Raw genomic sequence first — 25,451 nt, 5'->3', positions numbered from 1 at the left:
CCGGCCGGATTACCGCTGAATTTCGTAGTGCGGGTTGTAGATGGCTTTGTGCCCGTTTTCCAGCTTCCCGACCCGCCCGCGCACCCGCAGGGTGCGGCCCGAGTCGATGCCTGGAATCCGGCGCTGGCCCAACCAGACCAGCGTCACGGTGTCACTGCCGTCGAACAATTCGGCGCGGACACCACCAGAACAACCTTTGCCATTGGTTTCGACGCTGCGCAGCGTGCCGATCATGGTGACCTCTTGGCCGCGTTGGCAGTCGATGACCCGCTGCGCCCCGGTATTGAGGACTTCGTCGGACAACTCTTCGACGTCGCGTTGCTCCGGGTCTTCCGTCAACCGACGGGTGAGCCGGCGCAGATAACCTTGGGCCCCCATGGCCCCTCCTGACAGTTCAACGTCGTTATGAAAGCTCTGCTAGCTATCAGCATTGCACTATGCCAACGGACACCGTAGACCTGTTGGTTCCCGATCGCCACACAGATCAAACTCCTGGTTTTTAATCACCCGAAAACGCAGGGCACTATCAAGGCATGGCTGTCGATCTGCGCGGTGCGACAGCCGTGCTGTTGCCGGGAACCGGTTCCGATGACGACTACGTCGCGCGGGCGTTCTCCGAACCTCTGCAGCGCGCCGGCGCCGTGGTGCTGACCCCTCCCCCGCGACCGGACAGCCTCATCGACGGTTACCGCACGGCCCTCGACGACGCCGCCCGCACCGGACCCATCGTGGTCGGTGGTGTCTCGATCGGTGCGGCGGTGGCAGCCGCATGGGCACTGGCCCATCCCGGCCGCGCCGTCGCCGTCCTGGCCGCGCTGCCGCCGTGGACCGGATCACCGGACTCGGCGCCCGCCGCGCACGCGGCCCGCTATACGGCTTCGCAGTTGCGCTGTGACGGCCTGGCGGCCACCACGACGCAGATGCGCGCCTCCAGCCCGCCCTGGTTGGCCGAAGAGCTGACGCGGTCGTGGCGGGCGCAGTGGCCGCTGCTGCCCGACGCGATGGAGGAAGCGGCGTCCTACATCGCGCCCAGTGCCGCCGAGTTGGCCGGTCTCACCGTGCCGTTGGCGGTCGCCGCCGCCGTGGACGATCCGATACATCCGCTGCAGGTGGGCCGCGACTGGACGAGTGCCGCGCCGCGCGCCGCCTTGCGGGAGGTCACGCTGGATCAGATCGGTGCTGACCCGGCCGCCTTGGGCGCCGCCTGTCTGGCGGCCCTGACCGAGATCTAGCCGCCGGTGCTGCTGCTGCGCAGCTGCTGCATGGCCGACCCTTGGGCGCTGCGCCGAGCGGCCGGCTCGTCGGGCTGCGGTTCGGGTTCGGCTTGCTGGGCGGCCGCGGCTTGGCGCAGCTGCTCCACCATCGGTTCGGGCAATTGCACCGGCAGCGGCGTGCGCACCGGCAACGGTGTGTCGCCGCGGCGAACCACCGTGTCCGCCAACGCTTCGCGAGCTTCCTCGGTCAGCGTGTCGATGGTTTCGTGGGGGCCGTTGACGACGCAGCGGATCATCCAGCGGTAGCCGTCGACGCCGATGAAGCGCACCGCGCCGGTGGCGGTGCCGATCACCTCGCGCCCCCAGGGGCCGTCCTTGATAGAGACGTTGGCACCGTCCTTGCGCAGCGAGTCGGCCAGCTCGCTGGCCACCTCCCGCCACAAGCCGGCGGTCTTGGGCGCGGCATACGCCGCAATGGTGAAACGGCCGTTGGGCGTCACCACCCACACCGCGCTGGGCACCCCGGTCTCGGTCAACTCGACCTGCACCTGGCCCGCGGCCGGCATGGGGATCAGCACCGACCCCAAGTCGAGCCGGGCGACCTCGGCGTCCGACGGGTCGTCGAAGTCTTCGATGTCGAACGGGCCGACCAGCTCCTCGTCGTTCTCGGGCGTCAAGGGTGCCTCGACGTCGGTCAGCGCCTCCTCGGCCGGACCGTTGCTGTCGTCGTCTCTGCGTCTACCGAAACCCACCACCAGCGCCGCTCCTCTTCATCGCTTCGACCTGCATCGTCGCCGACGGTCACAAACTCGCGTGGCCGCCGGAGGAACCGTGACCACCCTCGCCCCGGGAGGTTTCGGCCAACCCCGCCTCATCGAACGACGAAACCTCGACCAACTCAACCAATTCGACCCGCTGCACCAACAATTGCGCGATCCGGTCACCGCGGTGCACGACGATGGGCTCGCTCGGGTCCAGGTTGATCAACGCCACTTTGATCTCGCCACGGTAGCCCGCGTCGATGGTGCCCGGACTGTTCACGATCGACAGACCGACGCGCGACGCCAGTCCAGACCGCGGATGTACCAGGCCGACCATGCCCAACGGTATGGCCACCGCGACACCCGTGCCGACCAGGGCGCGGTGTCCGGGAGCCAGCTCGACGTCTTCGGCACTGAACAGATCCACCCCGGCATCGCCCTCGTGAGCGCGGCTGGGCATGGGAAGTTCCGGATCGAGACGGACAACGGCCAGACTGGTCGACACGGGGCCACAGACTACCCTTGACCCCGTGTCCGGTACGCGCGTCGCACCGCACAGCGTGCGATATCGCGAACGCCTGTGGGTGCCATGGTGGTGGTGGCCGCTCGGCTTTGCTCTCGCCGCGGTGATTTCGTTCGAGATCAATCTGGGAGTCCGCGCGCTCCCCGACTGGCTGCCATACGTATTGCTGTTCACGGTCGCCGCGGCCACGCTGCTGTGGCTGGGTCGCCAGGAGGTCCGCGTCACCGCCGACACCGAACAAGGCGGAGTCGAACTATGGGCCGGCGAGGCGCACCTGCCGGTAAGCGTCATCAGCCGCTCCGCCGAGGTTCCGCGCACGGCCAAGTCGGCGGCACTGGGCCGCCAACTCGATCCGGCAGCGTTCGTGCTGCACCGCGCGTGGATCGGACCCATGGTGCTGCTGGTCCTCGACGATCCCGACGACCCGACACCGTACTGGCTGGTGAGTTGCCGCCACCCCGAGCGGGTGCTGTCGGCCCTGACAAGGTGAGTGCAGCGATCAGGCTGCGCAGTCGGTACAGATCATTTCGCCGTTCTTCTCGCTGGCCAAACGACTGCGGTGCTGCACCAAAAAGCAGCTGGAGCAAGTGAATTCGTCGGCCTGCTTCGGAATGACGCGTACCGACAGCTCTTCGCCGGACAAGTCGGCGCCGGGCAACTCGAAGTTCTCAGCCGTTTCAGATTCGTCGACGTCGACCACGGCCGACGCGGCCTCGTTCCGTCGCGCTTTGAGCTCCTCGAGGGAGTCTTCGGAGACATCGTCGGTCTCGGTACGCCGTGGAGCGTCATAGTCGGTAGGCATTGTTCCGTCCCCTCACATGCCTCGTAATCCCAAGCAAGGTGTTGTACCAGCGTCGAACGCATCCACCAAACGATTCGTGCCCGTATCGCGGGGGGATGAACTGTGATTTGCATCACATTGGAGCATTGACCGTTGTCTTCGGCCTCAAACCGGCCCTAATCGGGCACGTGCAAGTGCGACTACAGTGCACCTGTGGTCGCACTAATCACCGAAGGTACCGCCTTCGACAAGCACGGGCGGCCCTTCCGGCGCCGCAACCCCCGACCGGCCATTGTCGTGGTGGTGTTCCTGATCGTGGTGACCGGCGTGGTGTGGACCGTGGCTCTGACCCGGCCGGTGGACGTGCGGGAGGCCGCGTCGTGCAACCCGCCGCCGCAAACCGCCGACGCGACCCCGACCAAACTCGGTGACGCGGTGTCGCGGACCGAGATGAGCGATGTGGCGCCGGCCAAACTCGCCGACACCAAGGTGCGCGTGCTCAACGCCAGCGGTCGTGGCGGTCAAGCCTCCGACATCGCCGGCGCCTTACAGGATCTGGGTTTCGCCCAGCCGACCGCCGCCAACGACCCGGTCTACGCCGGCACCCGACTGACGTGTCAGGGCCAGATCCGCTTCGGCACCGCCGGACAAGCCACCGCCGCGGCGGTATGGCTGGTGGCACCCTGCACGGAGCTCTACCACGACGGTCGCGCCGACGACTCCGTCGACCTGGCGCTGGGCACCGACTTCACCTCGCTGGCACACAACGACGACATCGACGCCGTGCTCGCCACCCTGCGTCCGGGAACCACCGAGCCCTCAGACCCCGCGCTGCTGTCCAAGATTCACGCCAACAGCTGCTGAGCGCTCAATCCTGAATCGGCTCCAAGCCGTCGAATCGCTGCAGTGCCGCCAACAATTCGTCGGCGACGCCCGGAGCGGCGGCCACCACTATTCCCGCCCCCGCCACATCGGGGCCTGGCAATATCACCCGTGCGCCCGCCTCGGCCGCGATCAGTGCCCCCGCCGCGCTGTCCCACACCTGCAGCCCGTGTTCGTAATAGGCGTCGAGCCGCCCGGCCGCGACCATGCACAGGTCCAGCGCCGCCGACCCGATGCGACGCACATCGCGCACCACCGGCAGCATCCGGGCCAGTAGCGCGGCTTGCACGGTGCGGCGTTGCGGCGAGTATGCAAACCCGGTGCCCACCAATGCCATTGACAGGTCGGCGGCCGTGCTGCAGCGCAACGGGTGGGTGCCCTGCTCGTCGGTGACGTGCGCGCCCAGCCCGCTGGCCGCCGAATAGACCCGTCCGCTCACGACATCGGCGACCGCGCCGGCCACCGACACCCCGCCGACCTGCGCGCCGATCGACACCGCGTACGCCGGGATGCCGTAGACGAAATTCACCGTGCCGTCGATGGGATCGAGCACCCAGGTGACGGCATCGTCGCGGGTGGCCGCGGAATCTTCGGGTCCGCCGCCTTCTTCGCCGAGGACCGGGTCGCCCGGACGGAGCTGCGCCAACCGATCCCGCAACAACCGCTCGGTGTCGGTGTCGACGACCGTCACCGGATCCGTCGGGGTGGTTTTGGTCTGCACGGCGCCGCTGTCCGAGCCGGCCGGTTGGGCGCCGAAGACCTCGGCGCGCCGGCGGCGCACGAACGCGGCGGCCTCTGCGGCAAGGGTTTCGGCCACCGCACGCAACTGCGCCGGCTCCCGGTCCGGTGGCGGAGGTGAGGTCACCGCCCTATCGCATCACAGGCTGGGCCGGCACACCGCGCGTCGTCGCGACTGGGGTCTTCGACTGGCTAAGGTGAGCGCACACCAGATTCTCGCCGAGGAGACGCGATGACCAGCACGGACCCCGGGGCCGACCGCTCGTCTGGCACTGCACCCGACGACAAGGCAGCGCGGCGCGCATTCGGCGTCGATGTCGGCGGCAGCGGCATCAAGGGCGGGATCGTCGACCTGGATACCGGGCAGTTGATCGGCGACCGCGTCAAACTGCTGACCCCGCAGCCGGCCACCCCGTCCGCGGTGGCCAAGACCATCGCCGAGGTCGTCAAGACGTTCGACTGGACCGGCCCACTCGGGGTCACCTACCCCGGCGTCGTCACCCATGGCGTGGTGCAGACCGCGGCCAACGTCGACAAGTCCTGGATCGGCACCAACGCACGCGACGTCATCAGCGCGGAGTTGCACGGCCAGGACGTCACGATCCTCAACGACGCGGACGCGGCGGGCCTGGCCGAGGAGCGCTACGGCGCGGGCGCCAACAAGTCCGGCTTGGTGGTCCTGCTGACCTTCGGGACCGGCATCGGGTCGGCCGTCATCCACAACGGAAAGCTGATTCCCAACACCGAATTCGGCCATCTCGAGGTCGGCGGGAAAGAGGCCGAGCACCGCGCCGCATCGTCAGTCAAGGAACGCAACGACTGGACCTACAAGAGGTGGGTCAAGGAGGTCACCCAGGTGCTGGTGGCCATCGAGAACGCGATCTGGCCAGATCTGTTCATCGCCGGCGGCGGCATCAGCCGCAAGGCCGACAAGTGGATTCCGCTGCTGGAAAACCGCACTCCGGTCGTGCCGGCGACGTTGCAGAACGCCGCCGGGATCGTCGGCGCGGCGATGGCGTCGACCGAGGACGTAACGCACTGATTTTCCGCGCTCGACCAGTACAAGCCCGCAGTGAAGTTACAATGGTCACCGGCGACCGCCCAACCGATAGCGCGCGAGTACTCACGCTGATATCAACGCCGACATTCGACATAGCAGACACTTTCGGTTAAGCACGCCCAGTACCCACCGGAAGTGAGTACGACCGAAGGGGTGTATGTGGCAGTGACTAAGGCAAGCCCGGCGACCGATGAGCCGCTGAAACGCACCGCCGCCAAGTCCCCGTCATCCTCCGCCTCACCCGCCAAGGCCGGCGCCAAGCGAACGGCCGCCAAAGCGGCCAACGGCTCTGCCCCCGCAAAGCGGGCCACCAAGACAGCGGCCCGGGCCGCCAAGACAGGACCACAGGACAGCGACATCGCTAAGAAGACGCCCACCACAGCCAAAGCCGCCAAGGCCGCCTCATCGCGCGGATCCGCCACGAAGGCCAAAGACGCCGCCGAAGACGGCGCCGACGTCGATGTCACCCTCGAGGGTGCCGAGGACTTCGAGAACGAAGACGATCTCGAGGTCGAGCCCGTTGAAGACCTCGAGATCGACGCGGCCGACCTCAGCCTCGACGACCTGGAAGAGGAGGTCGAGGCCGACACCGACGACGCCGAGGACACCGAACTCGAAGCGACCGACGCCGAAGACGGCGAAGAAGCCGTCGCCGTAACGACCACCGCCGCCGGAGTCGCTCCCGCCGAGGACGACGAGGAGATCGCCGAGCCCAGCGAAAAGGACAAGGCCTCCGGCGATTTCGTCTGGGACGAGGACGAGTCCGAGGCGCTGCGCCAGGCCCGCAAGGACGCCGAACTCACCGCGTCGGCGGACTCGGTCCGCGCCTACCTCAAGCAGATCGGCAAGGTCGCCCTGCTCAACGCCGAAGAAGAGGTGGAGCTGGCCAAGCGCATCGAGGCCGGGCTGTATGCGACGCAGCTGATGTCGGAGCTCAACGACCGCGGCGAGAAACTGCCTGCCGCGCAGCGCCGCGACATGCTGTGGATCTGCCGCGACGGCGACCGCGCGAAAAACCACCTGCTGGAAGCCAACTTGCGACTGGTGGTCTCGCTGGCCAAGCGCTACACCGGCCGCGGGATGGCCTTCCTCGACCTGATCCAGGAAGGCAACCTGGGCCTGATCCGCGCGGTGGAGAAGTTCGACTACACCAAGGGCTACAAGTTCTCCACGTATGCGACCTGGTGGATCCGCCAGGCGATCACCCGCGCCATGGCCGACCAGGCCCGCACCATCCGCATCCCGGTGCACATGGTCGAGGTGATCAACAAGCTGGGCCGCATTCAGCGCGAGCTGCTGCAGGATCTGGGCCGCGAGCCAACACCCGAAGAGCTCGCCAAAGAAATGGACATCACGCCGGAGAAGGTGCTGGAAATCCAGCAGTACGCCCGGGAGCCGATCTCGCTGGACCAGACCATCGGCGACGAGGGCGACAGCCAACTCGGTGACTTCATCGAAGACAGCGAAGCGGTGGTGGCCGTCGACGCGGTGTCGTTCACGCTGCTGCAAGACCAGCTGCAGTCGGTGCTGGACACGCTCTCCGAGCGCGAAGCCGGTGTAGTACGGCTGCGCTTCGGGCTCACCGACGGTCAGCCGCGCACGCTGGACGAGATCGGTCAGGTCTACGGCGTGACGCGCGAGCGCATCCGCCAGATCGAGTCCAAGACCATGTCCAAGCTGCGCCACCCCAGCCGTTCGCAGGTGCTGCGCGACTACCTGGACTGAGGCCGCACCGACCGGGCCGCCCTACCTGCGCGACTCGTCGGCCAGGTCATTGCGCGACTGGTGCAAACCGGGAGCGTTCGGGTCGTCCTCGTTTTGATGGTCCAGTTCTGCTTGCATTTCGCGCTGCTCGTCGGTCGGCTTGGTGGCGTCTTCGGGCTTCGAGGTGTTGTCGTCCATCGCAGGAGGATCTCCCAAATCGGCCGTCCGGAAACCGATCGCGTCGATCTGCGCCGGGACCGTACAGTCACCGCATGTCAGCACGCCGCAGATGTGTCTCGTCGGGATCGGACTTCGAATCGGCCGTCGGCTACTCGCGGGCAGTGCGCATCGGTCCCCATGTGGCAGTCGCCGGAACCACCGGCAGCGGCGACGACATCGCCGACCAGACTCGAGACGCCCTGCGTCGCATCGAGTCTGCGCTCGCCGAAGTCCAAGCGACGTTGGCAGACGTGGTGCGCACCCGCATATACGTGACCGATATCGGCCGCTGGCGCGAAGTCGGCGACGTGCACGCAGAGGTCTTCGGCGTCATTCGACCCGTCGCGACCATGGTGGAGGTCTCGGCGCTCATCGCGCCGCACCTGCTGGTGGAAATCGAAGTCGACGCCTACGTCGAGTCGTGAGCTTGCGCCGGCGCGAAGCTGCCGTCCCCGCCCGGCAGGTACGCGGTGGCCTTCGTCACCGCGCGCACCGGCAACGGTCCATACAAGTGCGGGAACAACATGGATTCGGGATCCGTTGGCACTCCAAGTTCCCACCGCAGCGGTGCGTCAAGCAACGAAGCATCGACATGCAGGAGAACCAAGTCCCGACGACCTCGGTACAGCCGGTTAGCCGGCAGGTGCACTTGGTCCAACGTCGACAGGTGAACGAACCCCTCGCCCTCGTCGGGATCAATCCGACCGACCGCCTGGGCCCGCGACCAATCCTGCGGCTCGCACAGGCGAACCAACCCCGCTGAAGTGACGGACATCTCAGCAAGCTTGCCTTATTCCCCCGGCGGGTACTGGTGAGAAACGACACACCCGACAACGGTCGGGGAACAAGGCGAAAACCCCCAACGTCTGACAGAGTGAAGAAACGAGAACGGAGAAGCCATGAACGCAACTCTGACCAGTCCCGAGCTAACTAGAGCAGATCGCTGCGACCGCTGCGGTGCCGCAGCCCGGGTGCGAGCCAAGCTGCCTTCTGGAGCTGAACTCCTGTTCTGCCAACACCACGCCAACGAGCACGAAGCCAAGCTGGTTGAGCTTGCTGCCGTGCTGGAGGTCAGCGGCCAGTAATTCGGGGAGAAACTCGCCACGCGTCAATGTCGATCGCGTGGGTAGTCTTCGGTAATGCTGGACTCGTATGAGTGACCAAGTCCCCGGGCAGACGCCGAAGACGTCCCGCCACCACATTTGGCAACTGGCCCAACGGACGCTCTCCAAAAGTTGGGACGACTCAATCTTTTCCGAGTCAGCACAAGCGGGGTTTTGGTCGGCACTGTCTACACCGCCGTTGTTGTTGGGGCTGCTGGGCGCTTTGGCCTACGTGGCACCGCTATTCGGTCCGGACACGATGGTGTCGATCGAGAAGAGCATCATCTCGACGGCCCATAACTTCTTCTCACCCAGCGTGGTGAACGAGATCATCGAGCCCACCATCCGCGAGGTCACCGTCAACGCCCGCGGCGAGGTGGTCTCACTGGGGTTCTTGATCTCGTTGTGGGCGGGGTCGTCGGCGATCTCGTCGTACGTGGACGCGATCGTGGAGGCCCACGACCAGACTCCGTTGCGACACCCGGTGCGGCAGCGATTCTTCGCGCTGTTCCTCTACGTGCTGATGCTGATGTTCGTCGTTGTGACGGCGCCGGTGGCGGTGATGGGACCACGCAAGGTGAGTGAACACATCCCGTTCAGCCTGGCGAACATCCTGCACTACGGCTACTACCCGGCGATCATCTTGGCCTTGATGGTCGGCGTGATCGTTTTGTACCGGGTATCGCTGCCGGTGCCGCTGCCAACCCACCGGCTGATCCCCGGCGCGGTGCTGGCGATGGTGGTGTTCCTGATCGCGACGTTGGGACTGCGGTTCTATCTGCGGTGGATCACCAGCACCGGCTACACCTACGGCGCGCTGTCCACCCCGATCGCGTTCCTGTTGTTCGCGTTCTTCGGCGGCTTCTCGATCATGATCGGCGCCGAACTCAACGCCGCCATTCAGGAAAGCTGGCCGGCTCCGGCAACCCATGCCCACCGGTTGCGCAACTGGCTGAAGGCCCACGTGGCCGGTTTGACCGGAACGAAGGAATCGGTGTCGCCGCCGCCGAGCGCTGCCGCGGTCGAACCGCCGGGCTGATCAGCCCTTCTTGAGCTGGTCGTAGATCTGTTTGCAGTCTGGGCATACCGGTGAGCCGGGCTTGGCAGCCTTGGTGACCGGAAAGACCTCGCCGCACAACGCGACAACGTGAGTACCCATGACAGCGCTCTCGGCGATCTTGTCCTTTTTGACGTAATGGAAGAACTTGGGAGTATCGCTGCCGGTCCCGTCGTCGACGCGTTCGTCGGTATCGGTGCGTTCGATCGTCTGGGTGTCCATACCTGACATTGTGCATCGTGGGGTATGGCCGGACACGTCTGAGCCGGAATCCGATTCTTGTGGAAGAGTGGAAGTATGACGCGCGGCCCAGAGTTGGGTTTCGACGACGATGGTCGGCCGGTACTGATCACCGCCGCCGCCCCTTCGTATGAGGTGCAGCACCGCGCGCGAGTGCGCAAATACCTGACGCTGATGGCTTTCCGCATCCCGGCGCTGATCCTGGCGGCACTCGCCTACGGCGCCTGGCACAACGGTCTCATCTCACTGGCCATCGTGGCCGCGTCGGTGCCGCTGCCGTGGATGGCCGTGCTGATTGCCAACGACCGCCCGCCCCGCGGCAAGGACGAGCCGCGACGCTTCGACGACATTCCGCGGCGCACTCCGCTGTTCCCGACGGCGGAACGCCCGGCACTCGAGGCGCGTCGCCAGCCGGCTCCGCAACCGGAATGGCGCGTCTTCGACGCCGAGGACTAATCGCGGTTCCGCGTAAATAGCCGCGCGCTCCACTTCTCAGCACATTCTCAGGTCGGCGGCACATTCCCGCACGTCACGGCGTGTGAGATGCGAAAAGCGTGGGAACTCTAGGCCCGGGCAAGTCGTTGAACTCATTGACAAGATAAGCCGATCGGGAGGGCGTAATGGCAAATGCCACCACAAGCCGGTTTGACAGCGATTTAGATGCTCAAAGCCCTGCAGCGGATTTGGTGCGCGTCTATCTGAACGGCATCGGCAAGACGGCGTTGCTCAATGCTGCAGATGAAGTAGAACTGGCCAAGCGCATCGAAGCCGGCCTGTACGCCGAGCATTTGCTGGAAACCCGGAAGCGCCTCGGCGAGAACCGGAAACGCGAACTTGCCGCCGTCGTGCGCGACGGCGAGGCGGCGCGCCGGCACCTGCTGGAAGCGAACCTGCGGCTGGTGGTTTCGCTGGCCAAGCGCTACACGGGACGCGGTATGCCGCTGCTCGACCTGATCCAGGAAGGCAACCTGGGTCTGATCCGCGCCATGGAGAAGTTCGACTACACAAAGGGTTTCAAGTTCTCGACGTACGCCACCTGGTGGATCCGTCAGGCGATCACCCGCGGTATGGCCGACCAGAGCCGCACCATCCGGCTGCCCGTTCATCTGGTGGAGCAGGTGAACAAGCTGGCCCGGATCAAGCGCGAGATGCACCAGAACTTGGGCCGCGAGGCCACCGACGAGGAACTGGCCGCGGAGTCGGGCATCCCGATCGAGAAGATCAACGACCTGCTCGAGCACAGCCGCGACCCGGTGAGTCTGGACATGCCGGTCGGTTCCGAGGAAGAGGCCCCGCTGGGCGACTTCATCGAGGACGCCGAAGCGATGTCCGCGGAGAACGCGGTCATCGCCGAGCTGCTGCACACCGACATCCGCAGTGTGCTGGCGACTCTCGACGAACGTGAGCACCAGGTGATCCGGCTGCGCTTCGGCCTGGACGACGGCCAGCCGCGCACGCTGGATCAGATCGGCAAGCTGTTCGGGCTGTCGCGCGAGCGCGTGCGCCAGATCGAGCGCGACGTGATGTGCAAGCTGCGCCACGGCGAGCGGGCCGATCGGCTGCGCTCATACGCCAGCTAACCGGGGTCGACGCGTCCGCCGCGCGTCGAGAACCGGCTTGATTCGCCAAGCTTGATAGGAGACGGTGTGCCCGCCGCGATCAGCGGCGGGCATACTGCTGCGGTGGAGCGTTTTGACGAACCACTCGCGCGGCTGGCGAAGTAGACTCGGCGGCAACGGAGGATGTGTGAATGAACGACTTGGTTGATACCACCGAGATGTATCTGCGGACGATCTACGACCTCGAGGAAGAAGGCGTCACGCCGCTGCGCGCCCGCATTGCCGAACGACTCGAACAAAGTGGGCCAACCGTCAGCCAGACCGTCTCTCGTATGGAGCGCGACGGGCTGCTGCGCGTGGCGGGTGACCGCCACCTGGAGCTCACCGACAAGGGTCGCGCGCTGGCCATCGCCGTCATGCGCAAGCACCGCCTCGCCGAGCGGCTCCTGGTCGACGTCATCGGCTTGCCCTGGGAAGAGGTGCACGCCGAGGCCTGCCGGTGGGAGCACGTCATGAGTGAGGACGTCGAGCGCCGCCTGGTTCAGGTGCTCAACAACCCGACCACCTCCCCGTTCGGGAACCCGATCCCCGGGCTGCTGGATCTTGGCTATGGATCCGACTCCCGCGCCGAAGACGCCCCCCTGGTGCGGCTCACCGAGTTGCCGCCCGGATCGCCCGTGGCGGTGGTGGTCCGTCAGCTCACCGAACACGTGCAGGGCGACATCGACCTGATCACCCGGCTCAAGGACGCCGGCGTGGTGCCCAACGCGCGCGTGACCGTGGAAACCAACCCGGGCGGCGGCGTGACCATCATCATCCCCGGCCACGAGAACGTCACCCTGCCGCACGAGATGGCGCACGCGGTCAAGGTCGAGAAAGTCTGACCTATCCGGCCCGCTGGCCGAACGTCCGTCGCGGCGGCAACTGCACGCCGAGCTGATCGGCAAGTCGGTACCCGGTGACCGCCAGCTCCCGGATCCGCTCGGGGCGCAGCCCGGACTGCAGCGCCGTGTCCAGCATGCTGGCCATCCGATGGCTCGGCCGGCAGCGCAGGGCGGCGTCCAGTGACACACCCGCCAGCGGCCCGTCGCCGCGCGCGTAGGCGCTGAAGGCCAGCAACACCAACGCTTCGACCCGCCACGGCTCGGGTAGTAGCCGCGTCAGGACCGCCCACAACGCTTCGGCGGCGCCGGCGTCCTCCCCCACGGCCAGCGCGTACAACGTGTCGCGCACTTGCACATCGCTCAGGGCACACCCGAGTTCGGTCAGTTCCGCATCCGACAGCGCCTGCCCATCGGCCACGCGGGCTGCGGCGGCCATCGCCTTTTGCACGTCCTGGCGGCTGCAACCGGCCGGATCCGCGCGACGGGCATGCTTTCGGACGGCTGAATACCGTTGCAGCGCAACACCAAGCTCGGCGCTGCGCGCCGGATCGTCTGCCGCGATGACGGCTTGCAGGTCCGCACGCCGGGCGTAGAGCCGCCGACCGTCCAGCACCGCGGCCGCCGCCAGGGGTGACGCGGCTGGATCGTCGATCACTCCCCCGGCGCCGCACCCGTCGACGCAATGCCACCGCCCGCCCACCGCTATCCGGTCCACCACATGGGCCGCCCACAACACGATGTCGTGCTCGGCCAACGCCTCGCTGAGCTGGTCACACAGCTGGCGATGTTCGGCGTTGCACACCGGACATTGCGCCGCGTCGGCGTCGACGATGACGGCGATCGCGGCTTCGGGCGCCGCCGCGGCGGCCACCTCCGCCAGATGCTCGATCTGGTCACCGAGAGCAGCGGACAGATCGGCGCGCATGACCGCACCCAGTTCACCGTCGTCCAGTGACACCAGCACCAAGGACTTCTCGGGTACGAAGCCGAGAATGGCCGGGATCGCCGCGATCAACGCTGCGGGGCGGTTGAGCTCGAAGTCAGGTCGATGTTTCGTCATGAGCCCACGCTGACGACCGACACCGTCAATTCGTGCTACCGCAACGTAAATCGGCCGCCGTCTGTGGAGAAAGTCCCGACTGTGGGCTCTATGGTCTATCTCATGAGCTCCATGCGCGAATACGACTTGGTCGTCATCGGTTCTGGGCCCGGCGGTCAGAAGGCGGCGATCGCTGCGGCCAAGTTGGGCAAGTCGGTGGCGATCGTCGAACGCGGACGCATGGTGGGCGGCGTGTGCGTCAACACCGGCACCATCCCGTCGAAGACATTGCGCGAAGCCGTCGTCTACCTCACCGGCATGAGCCAGCGGGAGCTCTATGGCGCCAGCTACCGCGTCAAGGACAAGATCACCCCGGCTGACCTGCTGGCGCGCACCCAACATGTGATCGGCAAGCAGGTCGACGTGGTGCGCTCACAGTTGATGCGCAACCGGATCGACCTGGTGTTAGGGCACGGCCGCTTCGTCGACCCGCACACCGTTCTGGTCGAAGAGGACGCCCAGGGTGAGCGCGTCACGCTCAGCGGCGACTACATCGTCATCGCCACCGGCACCAAGCCGGTGCGCCCGTCTGGGGTGGAGTTCGACGAGCGGCGGGTGCTGGATTCCGACGGCATCCTGGACCTGCGATCGCTGCCGTCGTCGATGGTCGTCGTCGGCGCCGGGGTCATCGGGATCGAATACGCGTCGATGTTCGCCGCACTGGGCACCAAGGTGACCGTGGTCGAAAAGCGCGAGACGATGCTGGACTTCTGCGACCCCGAGATCGTCGAGGCGCTCAAGTTCCACCTGCGCGACCTGGCGGTGACCTTCCGGTTCGGTGAAGAGGTCACCGCGGTCGACGTCGGCGCCGCGGGCACGGTCACCACGTTGGCCAGCGGCAAGCAGATCCCCGCCGAGACGGTCATGTATTCGGCGGGCCGGGAAGGCCAGACCGCCACCCTGGGCTTGGAGAACGCCGGCTTGGAGACCGATCACCGCGGACGGATCTTCGTCGATGACCAATTCCAGACCAAGGTCGACCACATCTACGCCGTCGGCGACGTCATCGGATTCCCGGCGCTGGCCGCGACGTCGATGGATCAGGGCCGGCTGGCCGCCTACCACGCCTTCGGCGAACCGACCGAGGGCATGACCGCGCCGCAGCCGATCGGCATCTATTCGATTCCCGAGGTGTCCTATGTGGGCGCCACCGAAGTCGAGCTGACCAAGCAGTCGATCCCCTACGAGGTGGGCGTGTGCCGGTATCGCGAGCTGGCCCGCGGCCAGATCGCCGGGGACTCCTACGGCATGCTCAAGCTGCTGGTGTCCACCACCGACCGCAAACTGCTCGGCGCGCACCTCTTCGGCACCAGCGCCACCGAAATGGTGCACATCGGGCAAGCGGTGATGGGCTGCGGCGGCACCGTCGACTACCTGGTCGACGCGGTGTTCAACTACCCGACCTTCTCCGAGGCCTACAAGGTCGCCGCGCTGGACGTGACCAACAAGATGCGCGCGCTCAGCCAGTTCCGCCGCTAGCAACTGTCGTCGTAATCGGCAGGCTGGGGATCGCCGGGCCCGCCGGCTTCGGCTCGCGCCAGCAGCTGCGCGGTGTGCTCGTCGAACGGCGGCGAGTACGACATGTCGTCGGCGCAACCACCGCCTTCCAGACCACCGATCACGCCGATGACCGTGGAACCGCTGAGCCACGGCGCACCGCTGGTCCCACTCACCAGCCCTTCGCACGGCAACGACGGGAAACCGCTTTCGGTCATCCCTGTGTTGCCCTGACAGCCGACCGGCTGGCCACCCACACCCGCCGGATAGCCCGTGACGGTCACGCGGCTGCCCCGCGCGGGAGCGGCGCCCAGGGTCAGCCCGGCGCCGGCGTGCCGCTCTACCGGTTCATCACCGCTGCCCCGCACCCGCGCGATCGCGTAATCGGCGCGCGGATCCCTGCTGGCAAGCCACCGGTTGTCGTAATAGATGTCGTGGACCGTCCACATGTCCGACGGCGCGGCATCATCGGCGAAGCCGGGCACGAACGCAGCGGTGGAGTCACCGAGCAAACAGTGCGCCGCGGTGAGCACCAGGTCCCCACCGGCCGAATGCAGCACCGAGGCGGTGCAGATGTGCAGCTTCGCCCCGTCGAGGAAAACCGCGCCGACGCGGTTGTCCGGCGGTACCGGACGCGCGGTGCCATCCAGTTGCGGCTCGCCGAGGCGCTGGGCGGGCAAACCGGCACGCGGTGGTGGGCCGCTGGGGTGCGCCGCCGGGCTCGCCGGGCGGCCGCACGATGCCAGAAGCATCGTCAGGCCGACCGACAGGCATAACATTGCCGTCACGCTGCGCATTGCTCCCATCATGCCCGACGCCCGCGTCCGGCAATCGCATCCGAAGCAATGCGCTGCGTCAACTGTCGCTCAGCAAATGACTCCGACCGCGTGACACAGTCGCGGTCGGTTTATGGGAGCCTCTCGATTTGAGAGACACTGGTTAGGGCACCCTGGAAGGGACCCCCGAAAGGAGGCAACACCATGGCCCAAGATCGCGACCCGAACGAGGCGCCCGGCTATTTGCCGGGGCAATCCGGCTTGTACGAGCTGGAGTTCCCAGCGCCCCAGTTGTCGACGAACGATGGCCGCGGCCCGGTGATGGTGCATGCCTTGGAGGGCTTCTCCGATGCCGGTCATGCGATCAAGCTGGCCGCTGCCCACCTCAAAGCCGCGCTGGACACCGAATTGGTCGCGTCGTTCGCGATCGACGAGTTGCTGGACTACCGCTCCCGGCGTCCTCTGATGACGTTCAAGACCGACCACTTCACCAAATACGACGATCCCGAACTGAGTTTGTATGCGCTGCGCGACAGCATCGGGACCCCGTTTCTGCTGCTCTCCGGCATGGAACCCGATCTGAAGTGGGAGCGCTTCATCACCGCCGTCCGACTGCTGGCCGAGCACCTCGGGGTGCGCCAGACCATCGGCCTGGGCACCGTGCCGATGGCGGTGCCGCACACCCGGCCGATCACCATGACCGCGCACTCCAACAACAAGGAACTGATCGCGGATTTCCAGCCCTGGATCTCCGAGATCCAGGTGCCCGGCAGCGCGTCCAACCTGCTCGAGTACCGCATGGCCCAGAACGGTCACGAGGTGGTCGGGTTCACCGTGCACGTGCCGCACTACCTGACCCAGACCGACTACCCCGCCGCGGCCCATGCGCTGCTCGAGCAAGTGGCCAAGACCGGTTCCTTGCAACTGCCGCTCACTGCGCTGGTCGAGGCGGCCGCGGAGATTCGGACCAAGATCGACGAACAGGTTCAAGGGAGCGCCGAAGTCGCTCAAGTGGTGACAGCCCTTGAGCGCCAGTACGATGCATTCATCGACGCTCAGGAAAACAGATCCTTACTAGCGCATGACGAAGAACTGCCGAGCGGAGACGAGCTTGGCGCGGAGTTCGAGCGATTCCTGGCTCAGCAGGCAGAGAAGAAGTTCGACGATGACGACTCGAATTAGACGCCGTTAGTTGGCCAGACAACGAGGTTGGGGCGAGATGACCGAGCGTAAGGGCAATCTTCGCCCAGTGCGGGAAGTGACTGCGCCGACGCTGCAGTTCCGCACGATTCACGGGTACAAACGCGCGTACCGGATCGCTGGATCGGGGCCGGCGATCCTGCTGATCCACGGCATCGGCGACAACTCCACGACATGGAGCGGCATCCAGGCCAAATTGGCCCAGCGGTTCACCGTCATCGCGCCGGACCTGTTGGGCCACGGCAAGTCTGACAAGCCCCGCGCCGACTATTCGGTCGCGGCATACGCCAACGGCATGCGGGATCTGCTCAGCGTGCTCGACATCGAGCGGGTGACCATCGTCGGCCATTCACTGGGCGGCGGTGTGGCAATGCAATTCGCTTACCAATTCCCGCATTTGGTGGAGCGGCTGATCTTGGTGGGCGCCGGCGGCGTCACCAAGGATGTCAACGTCGTCTTCCGGCTGGCGTCGCTGCCGATGGGCAGTGAAGCGTTGGCCCTGTTGCGCCTGCCGTTGGTGCTGCCGGCGGTTCAGCTGGCGGGCCGGTTGGCCGGCCAGGCGATCGGGTCCACCAGCCTGGGCCGGGACCTGCCCAACGTGCTGCGGATCTTGGACGACTTACCGGAGCCGACGGCGTCGGCGGCGTTCAGCCGCACGTTGCGAGCGGTGGTGGATTGGCGCGGGCAGATCGTCACGATGCTGGATCGATGTTATTTGACCGAAGCCATTCCCGTGCAGATCATTTGGGGTCGCCAGGACGTCGTGGTTCCGGTCCAGCACGCATACATGGCGCATGCGGCGATGCCCGACTCCCGGCTCGAAATATTCGAGCGCTCAGGCCATTTCCCCTTCCACGACGACCCGGCTCGCTTCATCGACGTGGTGCAGCGCTTCATAGACAGCACTCAGCCCGCCGAATACGACCAGACCGCGCTGCGTCAGTTACTGCGCACCGGCGGCGGAGAGCGGACCGTTACCGGCTCCGCGGACACCCGCGTCGCCGTGTTGAACGCGATGGGCTCTGACGAACGCAGCGCCACCTGAACCTTCGCAGGTTCCGACGATGGGCGTGGACGTCACCGTATTGCGGGTCTTCACCGACTCGGCCGGTAACTTCGGCAATCCGCTCGGAGTGGTCGACGCCAGCACGGTGGGACCCGGCGATCGCCAGCGACTGGCCACCCAATTAGGTTACAGCGAAACCATTTTCGTCCAACTGCCTGCCGCTGGGTCGACGACGGCGCATGCCACCATCTACACCCCCGGCACCGAGTTGCCGTTCGCCGGTCATCCGAGCGTCGGAGCGCCATGGTGGTTGCGCCAACTGGGCACGCCGATCAACACCTTGCGGGTGCCGGCCGGATTGGTGCAGGTGAGCTACCAGGACGACCTGACCTTCGTCAGCGCACGCGCGGCTTGGGCCCCCGAATTCGCTATTCACGACTTGGGTTCGGCCCAAGCGGTGCTGGCCGCTGACCCCGCCGACTTCCCCGACGACACCGCTCATTACTTGTGGGCGTGGACCGACGAGGACCTCGGAGCGCTGCGCGCCCGGTTCTTCGCCGCCAATCTCGGTGTGACGGAGGACGAGGCAACCGGTTCGGCGGCGATCAGGATGACCGACCACCTCAGCCGCGACCTGGCCATCACCCAAGGCATCGGGTCGGTACTGACCACCAGGTGGGGCGCCGATGGCTGGGTACGGCTCGCCGGGCGCGTCGTCAACGACGGTGTGCGAGAGATGAATTGACCACTCAGCGCTGACGGTGCAGCAGTGCGGCCAGGTGGTGTTGCAGTGGCTGACCGACGGCGCCCATGCGCAGCGAGTAGGACAGCTCGTCGCCGTCGATCCGCAGCGAGCGGCCAAGTGCGGACACCTCTTTGGCCGTCGGGGTCAGTCCGATCTCCGTGGTCGCCATGTCGACTTCGATGACGTTGTCGGTGACCGAATAGGTGCCGACCTCGATCTCGGTGATACCGCTGGGGTGTGCCAACACCAACTCGACGTGCCCGGGTTGTGGCACCCGCAGATATCCCGTCTCGGCGTGCAACGGCTTGCCGTCAGCGACCGCTTTGGTCTTTTGGCCGTACACCAGAAAGGGCTTGCCGACGTGACCGAAGACCACTTCCTCGAAGTATTCGAACGGCTCGATCGTCGGATACTCACCGGCGCCGCGACCCGACCAGACACCCAACAGGGGTGCCAGCGGCGCGACATCAGGATGCAGCTCGGGCGGCATGACAGCAGCCTAGCGGCGCGCGGCGGTCAGCTTGGGGTCGAGACCTGGCGGTGGGAGCGCAGCGCTTCGATCTCCCGTACGAAGTCGTCGGCCGACGAAAAGGACCGGTACACCGAAGCGAAGCGCAGGTAGGCCACTTCGTCCAATTCCCGCAACGGCGCCAGGATCGCCAAGCCGACTTCTTGACTGGGGACTTCCGGTGACCCCGCAGCGCGCACGGTGTCTTCCACCTGCTGGGCCAGCAGGTTCAACGCGTCGTCGTCGACCTGACGACCCTGGCACGCGCGACGCACACCGCTGATGACTTTCTCCCGACTGAACGGTTCGGTGACTCCGCTGCGCTTGACCACCGCCAGAACCGCGGTCTCAACGGTGGAAAACCGCCGACCACACTCCGGGCACGACCGTCGACGACGAATCGCCTGACCCTCGTCGGTTTCCCGGGAATCGATGACCCGCGAATCGGGATGCCGGCAGAACGGGCAGTGCATGGCCGCTCCTTTGCCGCGCTAGCGTCCGAAAACCGAGAACCACTCCGAGCGTACCGGTGCACAGTTTCGGCCGCCCGTCGCCATCACGCTCGGCAGAACCGGCGTGGACGCCGCGGCACGCCCTCAGCCGACCGGTGCGATGAGGGTCTGACCGGCGCTAACCGTCGAGGACGTCAGCCCGTTGAGGTCACGGATCTCCTCGGCGACCTGGCGAGCGGGCGCACCGGGAGCAACCCGGGCGGCGACGTCCTGCAGCGACTCGCCCGGTTCGACGCGCACCACGGCGAGTGAGTCGGGAACACGAGAGGAGGTATCGCCGGACTGGTTGTTCATCGCCCCGCCGAAGTCGGCGATGAGCCCGAGCCACAGGGTGATCAGGCCGGCAAGCACGGCCAACCCGATCGTGGTGGCCACACTGACCGCGCGGCGGCGATGCGGGGCCGTCGACATGGCGACCCCGGTCCCCCGGTACCGCATCGGAGCACCGGCCGGGCGCGACGATGCCGGCCGACGGGAGCGAACCTGCCCGGAGCGGCAGGCCGACGGCTCGTTCAGCGGCCGGGTGATCGGCCGGGAAAGAACCCTGTGCCCGTTCGGCATACGCGACGGGTCTGTGTAGATCATTGTCATTTCGAGTCCTCCGGTCGACTTCTTATCGCTCGTGTGTTCGACCATAGTCGCTCATGTGTTCGACATCCGAACATTTGATCGACGCGTGTCGCACGAGCCAAACGTTAGACGTGACCACCGACAAGCCCTTGCCGGCTGCTAGCAGCTGCATAAGTCGCGGATACCCGATCTATCAAAAAGTTACGCCTTTGTAATTCACTAATCTTTGCCGATTTGAGACATCTTTTTTCGCCCGCACGACACACCGGTCGAACACATGTTTGATTCCTGCCTCGGATGGCGTTACATTCGGTGCCATGAGCGAAAGCAATGACACGTCCGCCCCTGACGGAGTGGCCAGTGATGGCCGCTCGCATAGCTTCGATTCATCGCTGACCGAGCGGCAGCGAACCATCCTCAATGTCATCCGCGCCTCGGTGACCAGTCGCGGATACCCGCCGAGCATCCGGGAGATCGGCGACGCCGTCGGCCTGACGTCGACTTCCTCGGTTGCTCACCAATTGCGCACCCTGGAGCGAAAGGGCTACCTGCGGCGAGATCCGAACCGTCCGCGGGCGGTCGATGTGCGCGGCGCCGACGACGGGGTGACGCCGCCGGTGACCGACGTCGCCGGATCGGACGCGCTACCGGAGCCCACCTTCGTGCCCGTGCTGGGGCGTATCGCGGCCGGTGGCCCCATTCTGGCCGAAGAAGCCGTCGAGGACGTTTTCCCGCTGCCGCGGGAGTTGGTCGGCGAGGGAACGCTGTTCCTGCTCAAGGTGGTCGGTGACTCGATGGTCGAGGCGGCCATCTGCGACGGTGACTGGGTGGTGGTGCGTCAGCAGAACGTCGCGGACAACGGCGACATCGTGGCCGCGATGATCGAGGGCGAAGCGACGGTGAAGACGTTCCGCCGAGCAGGCGGTCAGATCTGGTTGATGCCGCACAACCCGGCCTTCGACCCCATTCCCGGCAACGATGCGACCGTGCTGGGCAAGGTCGTCACCGTGATTCGCAAGGTGTAGCGAGGAGGATCAGTCCGCCTTGACGAAGCCGTTGGCTTGCGCCACATCCTCATTGGCGAACCAGATTTCGGCGAGAGTGTCGTGATACAGCGCGCTGGTCGGCGTGTAGTACAAGCCGAAGCGGGCGCTGGCCTTGATCGGATATCCGTCGGGCGGCTGATAAGGATCGTGGTCCAGCGGCAGATGGATCATCGGGCGCCCTGACGCGTTTGCGCCGGCCGTCGCGGCGGCGACTTGGGTCTGCCCGCCGTATTCGTTGGCCCCTTGCCCGCCTTCTTCAACGGCATCGATGTCGGGGTCGGCGGCTGCATGCCGGCCGCCGCGGCCCTCAGCAGCGGCGTTCGCCCCGTCGGCCGCGGCGCTGTCCAGCACGAGGGACTCGGTGCGCGAGTCACTCGCATAGAAGGTGTCGGGGAACGCCGAGTCCGCCAGATCGTCGTCAGCCGCAACATCGGGTCGGGCGGCTTCTGGAACGTCGGATTCGGGCAGCTGAGTTTCGGGAACGACCACCTCGGCCACGACGGTTTCCGGAACGGCGAAGGCTTCCGGGGCGGCGGTCTCCGGCACGTGCGGCTCGAAAGAGATCGGCTCGGCCAAGTCGGCTTGGGTCACCGGGCGGATGGGTGTGGTGTCCACCGAGTCGGGATCTTCGTCGTCTTGGGACTCGAAGTGTTGCTCGGAGTCGGTGCCATAGGCGCCGCCGCTCGGTACCGGCTCCGGCTCCTCCGGCGGCCCGTCAGCGCCCCGGCGCCAGCTGACCCGCGGCACCACCTCGGCGTCTTCGGCCGCCTGCTCGGGCGGATTGTCGTCGCTCAGCGGGAAACGTTCCGAACCGTAGTCCAGGTCGTCGTGTGACCAGCGGCCCTCGGGATCCGGCTCGTATCCGGCGGCCGGCTCCGGTTCCCGTGCATAAGCGTCCAGGTCGGGCGGGTAGGCGGGGACGGCCGTGTCCTGCCGCGCTCGTCGCCGGCGCATCCCGTTGATCACCAGTACCGACATGACGATCAGCAGCAGCACCGGGACGGCGGCTGCCAGCCACCACCAGTGCCAGGTGAACGTCTTGCCGTGCGGCGGTGGAGTCGACGCGCTGGGCTGGTTCTGCCCGGACACCTGCAGGCCGGACAGCAGTGGTGCCAGGTTGGCCGGATCCGTGCTGAACGTGTTCTTCGCGCGGTTCCACGCGATCTTGCCGCCGGTGAACTTCTGGGCGATCACGTCGCCGTCGACGGTCTGGTCACCGACCGGTGCGCCCAGCTTCCCGCTGGCTCCTTTGAGCTTGTCCCACGCGGCCTTGATGGCCCCGCGCACGACGAACGCGCCATGATCTGGCGTCCAGAAAATCACCGGCTTGTCGGCGGCGGAGAACGTCGCCACCCGACTGGCCGGCCCGATGCCGCCGTCCGCCTCGTTGGCGATCGGGAAACCCAGGTCGCTGCTCACCGGTCCGCCCAGCGACTCGTACTTCGCCAGGATGTCGCTTTCGACGGCGTTGGCACCGGTAGCGGGGCTGAAGAACACCTTGCCGCCGGCGAAGTCCTGCGCTAACCCGTCCCCGCCGATCGGATACTGGCCGCCCTTCTTGGCGCCCAAGGGGCCGGTGGCGCCGCCAGCGGCGCGCCACGCCATATTGATGGCCGCGGTGGGGTCGATGGCAACCTGCAAATCCTTGAGCTGATCGGCCAGGGCCGGCGGAGTGGTGCTGAACTGTTTGGTCTTTCTGTTCCAGCTGATGTCACCGCCGCTGAACTTCTGCGAGGTGACCTCGCCGTCGTAGGTTTCGTCACCCACCGGAACGCCGATCGCACCCCCGGAGCTGCCCAATTTGTCCCAGGCGGCGTTGAGCGCGCCGCGCACCACGAACGCGCCGTGGTCGGGCGTCCAGAAAATGACCGGGTTGTCGCTGGCGGAGAAGGTACTGACCCGACTGTCCGGGCCGGCCAAGCCGGGTACCTCGTTGATGGTCGGGAATCCCAGATCGCTGCCGTCCGGCCCGCCCAGTGCTTGGTACTTGTCGAGGATCGGGCCGTACATGTACTTGGCGCCGGTGGCGGGAGTGAAGAACATTCTGCCGGCGTCGAAGTCGAGCGCGAACCCGTCGCCCACGGGGTAGACGTCGCCCTTGCGGGCGCCGAGAGTTGAAGTGTCGCCGCCGGCCTTGTCCCAAGCCGCCATCATGGCCGCTTCCGCGTCGCCGATCGGAGATGCCGCCACGGTGGGTGCAGCGAATACGGCCAGCACGGCGGTAGCCGCCAAGCTGACCAGTGCCCGTCCGACCAGCCTGCTCAATTGACCTCTCTGCCCGCTCACCAAGCCTCCCAGCCGCTGCCCTGCCCGCCTTGCGAGCCGGCGGTTTTCCCGCCGTGGGCCGTGACCCAGTTACGATCCGCATCGTCGCCAGGCGCGCACAACTTTGCTATGGCGAGCGACAAATGCGAAGCCAAATCAAAAATATTACGGAAACGGATACCCAGCCGATGTCGAAATGATGCCGGACCGCGCGCGCCGCGGGAACCACCGAGGTGCGCCCCTATGAGCGGGTGGGATACCGTGCCGAAGACCGCCGCCGGACCGATGCCCTGAGAGGAAACCCAGCAGCGATGGGTGTTTCCGGAGTTGTCTGGGCCTTCACGATCGTCATGATCGCGGGCCTGCTTTTCTTCGATTACTTCTTCCACGTCCGCGATACCCACGTGCCGACGCTACGTGAAGCGGCAATCTGGTCTGGCATCTATATCGGCATCGCGATCGTGTTCGGCGTCGGGGTCGCCGTCTTCGGCACCACCGGCATGGCCATCGAGTATTTCGCCGGTTATCTGAGTAATGAAGCGCTGTCGGTGGACAACTTGTTCGTGTTCCTGGTGATCATGAGCAGCTTCGCGGTACCCCGGGTAGCCCAGCAAAAGGTTCTGCTCTTCGGCATCGCGTTCGCTCTGGTCGCGCGCACCGTCTTCATCGTGCTCGGCGCAGCGCTCATCGACAACTTCAACATGGCCTTCTATTTGTTCGGGCTGGCGCTGCTGGTCATGGCCGGCAACCTCGTCAAACCCGAAGGGGCCGAGAGCCGCAACGCCGACAATGTGATCATTCGCCTGGCCAACCGGTTCCTGCGGACCTCAGAGCACTATGACGGTGACCGGTTGGTGATCACCGAGAACGGCAAGCGGGTGATGACCCCATTGCTGTTGGTGATGGTCGCCGTCGGTGGTAGCGACGTGCTCTTCGCATTCGATTCGGTACCGGCAATGTTCGGCCTGACTCAAAACGTCTACCTGATCTTCGCCGCTACCGCGTTCTCGCTACTGGGCTTGCGTCAGCTGTACTTCCTGCTGGACAACTTGTTGGACCGACTGATCTATCTGTCCTACGGCCTGGCCGCGATTCTCGGCTTCATCGGCATCAAGCTCATGCTGGAAGCCCTGAACGACAACAACATTCCCTTCATCAACCATGGCAATCCGGTGCCGGTGGTGGAAGTGAGTACGGCGATATCGTTGACGGTCATCGTTGTCGTTTTGGTGATCACCGCCGTGGCGTCGCTGTTCTCCGGGCGCGGGCGTAAGCAGAACGCCGCATCGCGCGCCCGCAGGCACGCCGTGGAATACCTCGATCTGCACCCTGAAGCCGACCGTGCCGAACGCGAGAAACTGTTCGCCGAATTTCTGGACGCCGAGCGCGAAATCGACTTGCTGCCAATGAAATTCCGCATCGAGATCGAGCAGGAAGCCGAACTGACCCAGTTACGGCAGCGCGCCCACGACGCGCACGAGGCACACGGGTAGGCCCACCGC

Annotated in this window: 31 protein-coding genes; 17 read left to right on the top strand and 14 right to left on the bottom strand. The window is 66.0% G+C overall.

Annotated elements, in window-relative coordinates:
* Window positions 1–9 precede the first annotated feature (9 nt).
* A complete protein-coding gene (locus I2456_RS09965) occupies window positions 10–378 on the bottom strand; it encodes an OB-fold nucleic acid binding domain-containing protein (protein WP_068025527.1) in 369 nt (122 codons plus the stop codon).
* A 155-nt stretch (window positions 379–533) separates the two neighbouring features.
* Between I2456_RS09965 and I2456_RS09960 the strand changes: the two genes are divergently transcribed.
* Window positions 534–1,232 carry a hypothetical protein gene (locus I2456_RS09960; protein WP_085073207.1) on the top strand — a complete coding sequence of 233 codons (699 nt, stop codon included), beginning with the start codon at window positions 534–536 and terminating at the stop codon, window positions 1,230–1,232.
* On the opposite strand, the gene I2456_RS09955 is transcribed toward I2456_RS09960, so the two are convergent.
* Both I2456_RS09955 and dut read right to left on the bottom strand, forming a co-directional pair.
* Window positions 1,229–1,912 (bottom strand): DUF3710 domain-containing protein, encoded by a 684-nt coding sequence (locus I2456_RS09955; RefSeq protein WP_241007969.1) that lies wholly within the window; start codon window positions 1,910–1,912, stop codon window positions 1,229–1,231. The genes I2456_RS09960 and I2456_RS09955 overlap by 4 nt on opposite strands.
* A 103-nt stretch (window positions 1,913–2,015) precedes the next feature.
* On the bottom strand, window positions 2,016–2,480 hold the full coding sequence (dut, locus tag I2456_RS09950; protein ID WP_068025517.1) for a dUTP diphosphatase: 465 nt from the start codon (window positions 2,478–2,480) through the stop codon (window positions 2,016–2,018).
* 25 nt (window positions 2,481–2,505) lie between these two features.
* Here dut and I2456_RS09945 point away from each other — a divergent pair, with 25 nt between their 5' ends.
* On the top strand, window positions 2,506–2,988 hold the full coding sequence (locus I2456_RS09945) for a DUF3093 domain-containing protein (protein ID WP_068025514.1): 483 nt from the start codon (window positions 2,506–2,508) through the stop codon (window positions 2,986–2,988).
* Window positions 2,989–2,997: 9 nt separating this feature from the next.
* Here the strand turns inward: I2456_RS09945 and I2456_RS09940 are convergent, their stop codons facing one another.
* Window positions 2,998–3,300, bottom strand: a complete 303-nt coding sequence (locus I2456_RS09940) for a DUF4193 domain-containing protein (protein WP_068025511.1) — start codon at window positions 3,298–3,300, stop codon at window positions 2,998–3,000.
* Between the two features lie 192 nt (window positions 3,301–3,492).
* Here I2456_RS09940 and cei point away from each other — a divergent pair, with 192 nt between their 5' ends.
* Window positions 3,493–4,143 (top strand): envelope integrity protein Cei, encoded by a 651-nt coding sequence (gene cei, locus I2456_RS09935; protein ID WP_068025509.1) that lies wholly within the window; start codon window positions 3,493–3,495, stop codon window positions 4,141–4,143.
* A 4-nt stretch (window positions 4,144–4,147) separates the two neighbouring features.
* On the opposite strand, the gene I2456_RS09930 is transcribed toward cei, so the two are convergent.
* On the bottom strand, window positions 4,148–5,026 hold the full coding sequence (locus I2456_RS09930; protein ID WP_139823057.1) for an inositol monophosphatase family protein: 879 nt from the start codon (window positions 5,024–5,026) through the stop codon (window positions 4,148–4,150).
* Window positions 5,027–5,131: 105 nt separating this feature from the next.
* On the opposite strand from I2456_RS09930, the gene ppgK reads away from it, so the two are divergent.
* Together ppgK and I2456_RS09920 are read left to right on the top strand one after the other, a co-directional pair.
* Window positions 5,132–5,941, top strand: coding sequence for a polyphosphate--glucose phosphotransferase (gene ppgK / locus I2456_RS09925; RefSeq protein WP_068025507.1), 810 nt, complete (start codon window positions 5,132–5,134; stop codon window positions 5,939–5,941).
* 177 nt (window positions 5,942–6,118) lie between these two features.
* The gene (locus I2456_RS09920) at window positions 6,119–7,684 is read left to right on the top strand and encodes an RNA polymerase sigma factor (protein WP_085073243.1); all 1,566 of its coding nucleotides are present in this window, start codon (window positions 6,119–6,121) and stop codon (window positions 7,682–7,684) included.
* 21 nt (window positions 7,685–7,705) lie between these two features.
* Here I2456_RS09920 and I2456_RS09915 read toward each other — a convergent pair whose 3' ends face one another.
* Window positions 7,706–7,861, bottom strand: a complete 156-nt coding sequence (locus I2456_RS09915; RefSeq protein WP_165605676.1) for a hypothetical protein — start codon at window positions 7,859–7,861, stop codon at window positions 7,706–7,708.
* Window positions 7,862–7,935: 74 nt separating this feature from the next.
* Between I2456_RS09915 and I2456_RS09910 the strand changes: the two genes are divergently transcribed.
* On the top strand, window positions 7,936–8,307 hold the full coding sequence (locus I2456_RS09910; protein WP_085073209.1) for a RidA family protein: 372 nt from the start codon (window positions 7,936–7,938) through the stop codon (window positions 8,305–8,307).
* Here I2456_RS09910 and I2456_RS09905 read toward each other — a convergent pair.
* Window positions 8,292–8,657 carry a DUF952 domain-containing protein gene (locus I2456_RS09905; protein WP_085073210.1) on the bottom strand — a complete coding sequence of 122 codons (366 nt, stop codon included), beginning with the start codon at window positions 8,655–8,657 and terminating at the stop codon, window positions 8,292–8,294. The two genes, I2456_RS09910 and I2456_RS09905, sit on opposite strands and share 16 nt — an antisense overlap.
* 124 nt (window positions 8,658–8,781) lie before the next feature.
* Here I2456_RS09905 and I2456_RS09900 point away from each other — a divergent pair, with 124 nt between their 5' ends.
* Window positions 8,782–8,967: a DUF7455 domain-containing protein gene (locus I2456_RS09900; protein WP_068025452.1), complete on the top strand. Its 186-nt coding sequence runs from the start codon at window positions 8,782–8,784 to the stop codon at window positions 8,965–8,967.
* Window positions 8,968–9,034: 67 nt separating this feature from the next.
* On the top strand, window positions 9,035–10,024 hold the full coding sequence (locus I2456_RS09895; protein WP_085073211.1) for a YihY/virulence factor BrkB family protein: 990 nt from the start codon (window positions 9,035–9,037) through the stop codon (window positions 10,022–10,024).
* On the opposite strand, the gene I2456_RS09890 is transcribed toward I2456_RS09895, so the two are convergent.
* Window positions 10,025–10,264: a DUF3039 domain-containing protein gene (locus tag I2456_RS09890; protein ID WP_068025446.1), complete on the bottom strand. Its 240-nt coding sequence runs from the start codon at window positions 10,262–10,264 to the stop codon at window positions 10,025–10,027.
* Between the two features lie 57 nt (window positions 10,265–10,321).
* On the opposite strand from I2456_RS09890, the gene I2456_RS09885 reads away from it, so the two are divergent.
* The 3 genes from I2456_RS09885 to I2456_RS09875 all read left to right on the top strand — a co-directional run bounded on the left by I2456_RS09885 (window position 10,322) and on the right by I2456_RS09875 (window position 12,725).
* Window positions 10,322–10,738, top strand: a complete 417-nt coding sequence (locus tag I2456_RS09885; RefSeq protein WP_082952041.1) for a DUF3099 domain-containing protein — start codon at window positions 10,322–10,324, stop codon at window positions 10,736–10,738.
* A gap of 164 nt (window positions 10,739–10,902) precedes the next feature.
* Window positions 10,903–11,862, top strand: a complete 960-nt coding sequence (gene sigB, locus I2456_RS09880; RefSeq protein ID WP_068025440.1) for a sigma-70 family RNA polymerase sigma factor SigB — start codon at window positions 10,903–10,905, stop codon at window positions 11,860–11,862.
* 170 nt (window positions 11,863–12,032) lie between these two features.
* Entirely contained in the window at window positions 12,033–12,725 is a 693-nt protein-coding gene (locus I2456_RS09875; protein ID WP_068025437.1) for an iron-dependent transcriptional repressor DtxR, read from the top strand.
* A gap of 1 nt (window position 12,726) precedes the next feature.
* On the opposite strand, the gene I2456_RS09870 is transcribed toward I2456_RS09875, so the two are convergent.
* Window positions 12,727–13,785 (bottom strand): DUF4192 domain-containing protein, encoded by a 1,059-nt coding sequence (locus I2456_RS09870; RefSeq protein ID WP_085073212.1) that lies wholly within the window; start codon window positions 13,783–13,785, stop codon window positions 12,727–12,729.
* A 111-nt stretch (window positions 13,786–13,896) separates the two neighbouring features.
* Between I2456_RS09870 and sthA the strand changes: the two genes are divergently transcribed.
* Entirely contained in the window at window positions 13,897–15,303 is a 1,407-nt protein-coding gene (gene sthA, locus I2456_RS09865) for a Si-specific NAD(P)(+) transhydrogenase (RefSeq protein WP_139823059.1), read from the top strand.
* Here the strand turns inward: sthA and I2456_RS09860 are convergent.
* The gene (locus tag I2456_RS09860) at window positions 15,300–16,130 is read right to left on the bottom strand and encodes a trypsin-like serine peptidase (protein ID WP_068160038.1); all 831 of its coding nucleotides are present in this window, start codon (window positions 16,128–16,130) and stop codon (window positions 15,300–15,302) included. The two genes, sthA and I2456_RS09860, sit on opposite strands and share 4 nt — an antisense overlap.
* Window positions 16,131–16,301: 171 nt before the next feature.
* On the opposite strand from I2456_RS09860, the gene I2456_RS09855 reads away from it, so the two are divergent.
* The 3 genes from I2456_RS09855 to I2456_RS09845 are packed head-to-tail and all read left to right on the top strand — an operon-like array spanning window position 16,302 to window position 19,048.
* Window positions 16,302–17,279 (top strand): proteasome assembly chaperone family protein, encoded by a 978-nt coding sequence (locus I2456_RS09855; protein WP_085073213.1) that lies wholly within the window; start codon window positions 16,302–16,304, stop codon window positions 17,277–17,279.
* 37 nt (window positions 17,280–17,316) lie between these two features.
* Window positions 17,317–18,342, top strand: a complete 1,026-nt coding sequence (locus tag I2456_RS09850; protein ID WP_068025424.1) for an alpha/beta fold hydrolase — start codon at window positions 17,317–17,319, stop codon at window positions 18,340–18,342.
* A gap of 19 nt (window positions 18,343–18,361) precedes the next feature.
* The gene (locus tag I2456_RS09845; RefSeq protein WP_085073214.1) at window positions 18,362–19,048 is read left to right on the top strand and encodes a PhzF family phenazine biosynthesis protein; all 687 of its coding nucleotides are present in this window, start codon (window positions 18,362–18,364) and stop codon (window positions 19,046–19,048) included.
* A gap of 4 nt (window positions 19,049–19,052) precedes the next feature.
* On the opposite strand, the gene I2456_RS09840 is transcribed toward I2456_RS09845, so the two are convergent.
* The 3 genes from I2456_RS09840 to I2456_RS09830 all read right to left on the bottom strand — a co-directional run bounded on the left by I2456_RS09840 (window position 19,053) and on the right by I2456_RS09830 (window position 20,659).
* Window positions 19,053–19,538: a peroxynitrite isomerase gene (locus I2456_RS09840; RefSeq protein WP_068160045.1), complete on the bottom strand. Its 486-nt coding sequence runs from the start codon at window positions 19,536–19,538 to the stop codon at window positions 19,053–19,055.
* Between the two features lie 26 nt (window positions 19,539–19,564).
* Window positions 19,565–20,029, bottom strand: a complete 465-nt coding sequence (nrdR, locus tag I2456_RS09835; protein WP_068025416.1) for a transcriptional regulator NrdR — start codon at window positions 20,027–20,029, stop codon at window positions 19,565–19,567.
* Window positions 20,030–20,152: 123 nt separating this feature from the next.
* Complete coding sequence (locus I2456_RS09830) at window positions 20,153–20,659, bottom strand: LysM peptidoglycan-binding domain-containing protein (RefSeq protein ID WP_068160064.1); 507 nt, start codon at window positions 20,657–20,659, stop codon at window positions 20,153–20,155.
* A gap of 296 nt (window positions 20,660–20,955) precedes the next feature.
* Between I2456_RS09830 and lexA the strand changes: the two genes are divergently transcribed.
* On the top strand, window positions 20,956–21,663 hold the full coding sequence (gene lexA, locus I2456_RS09825; protein WP_085073215.1) for a transcriptional repressor LexA: 708 nt from the start codon (window positions 20,956–20,958) through the stop codon (window positions 21,661–21,663).
* Between the two features lie 9 nt (window positions 21,664–21,672).
* On the opposite strand, the gene I2456_RS09820 is transcribed toward lexA, so the two are convergent.
* Window positions 21,673–23,970, bottom strand: a complete 2,298-nt coding sequence (locus I2456_RS09820) for an LGFP repeat-containing protein (protein WP_174814184.1) — start codon at window positions 23,968–23,970, stop codon at window positions 21,673–21,675.
* A gap of 290 nt (window positions 23,971–24,260) precedes the next feature.
* Between I2456_RS09820 and I2456_RS09815 the strand changes: the two genes are divergently transcribed.
* On the top strand, window positions 24,261–25,442 hold the full coding sequence (locus tag I2456_RS09815; RefSeq protein WP_068025410.1) for a TerC/Alx family metal homeostasis membrane protein: 1,182 nt from the start codon (window positions 24,261–24,263) through the stop codon (window positions 25,440–25,442).
* Window positions 25,443–25,451 lie beyond the last annotated feature (9 nt).

The sequence above is a fragment of the Mycobacterium kubicae genome (assembly GCF_015689175.1).
Lineage (GTDB): Bacteria > Actinomycetota > Actinomycetes > Mycobacteriales > Mycobacteriaceae > Mycobacterium > Mycobacterium kubicae.
Note: the sequence above shows the minus strand (reverse complement) of the source record. Positions and strands in the feature narration are given on the sequence as shown.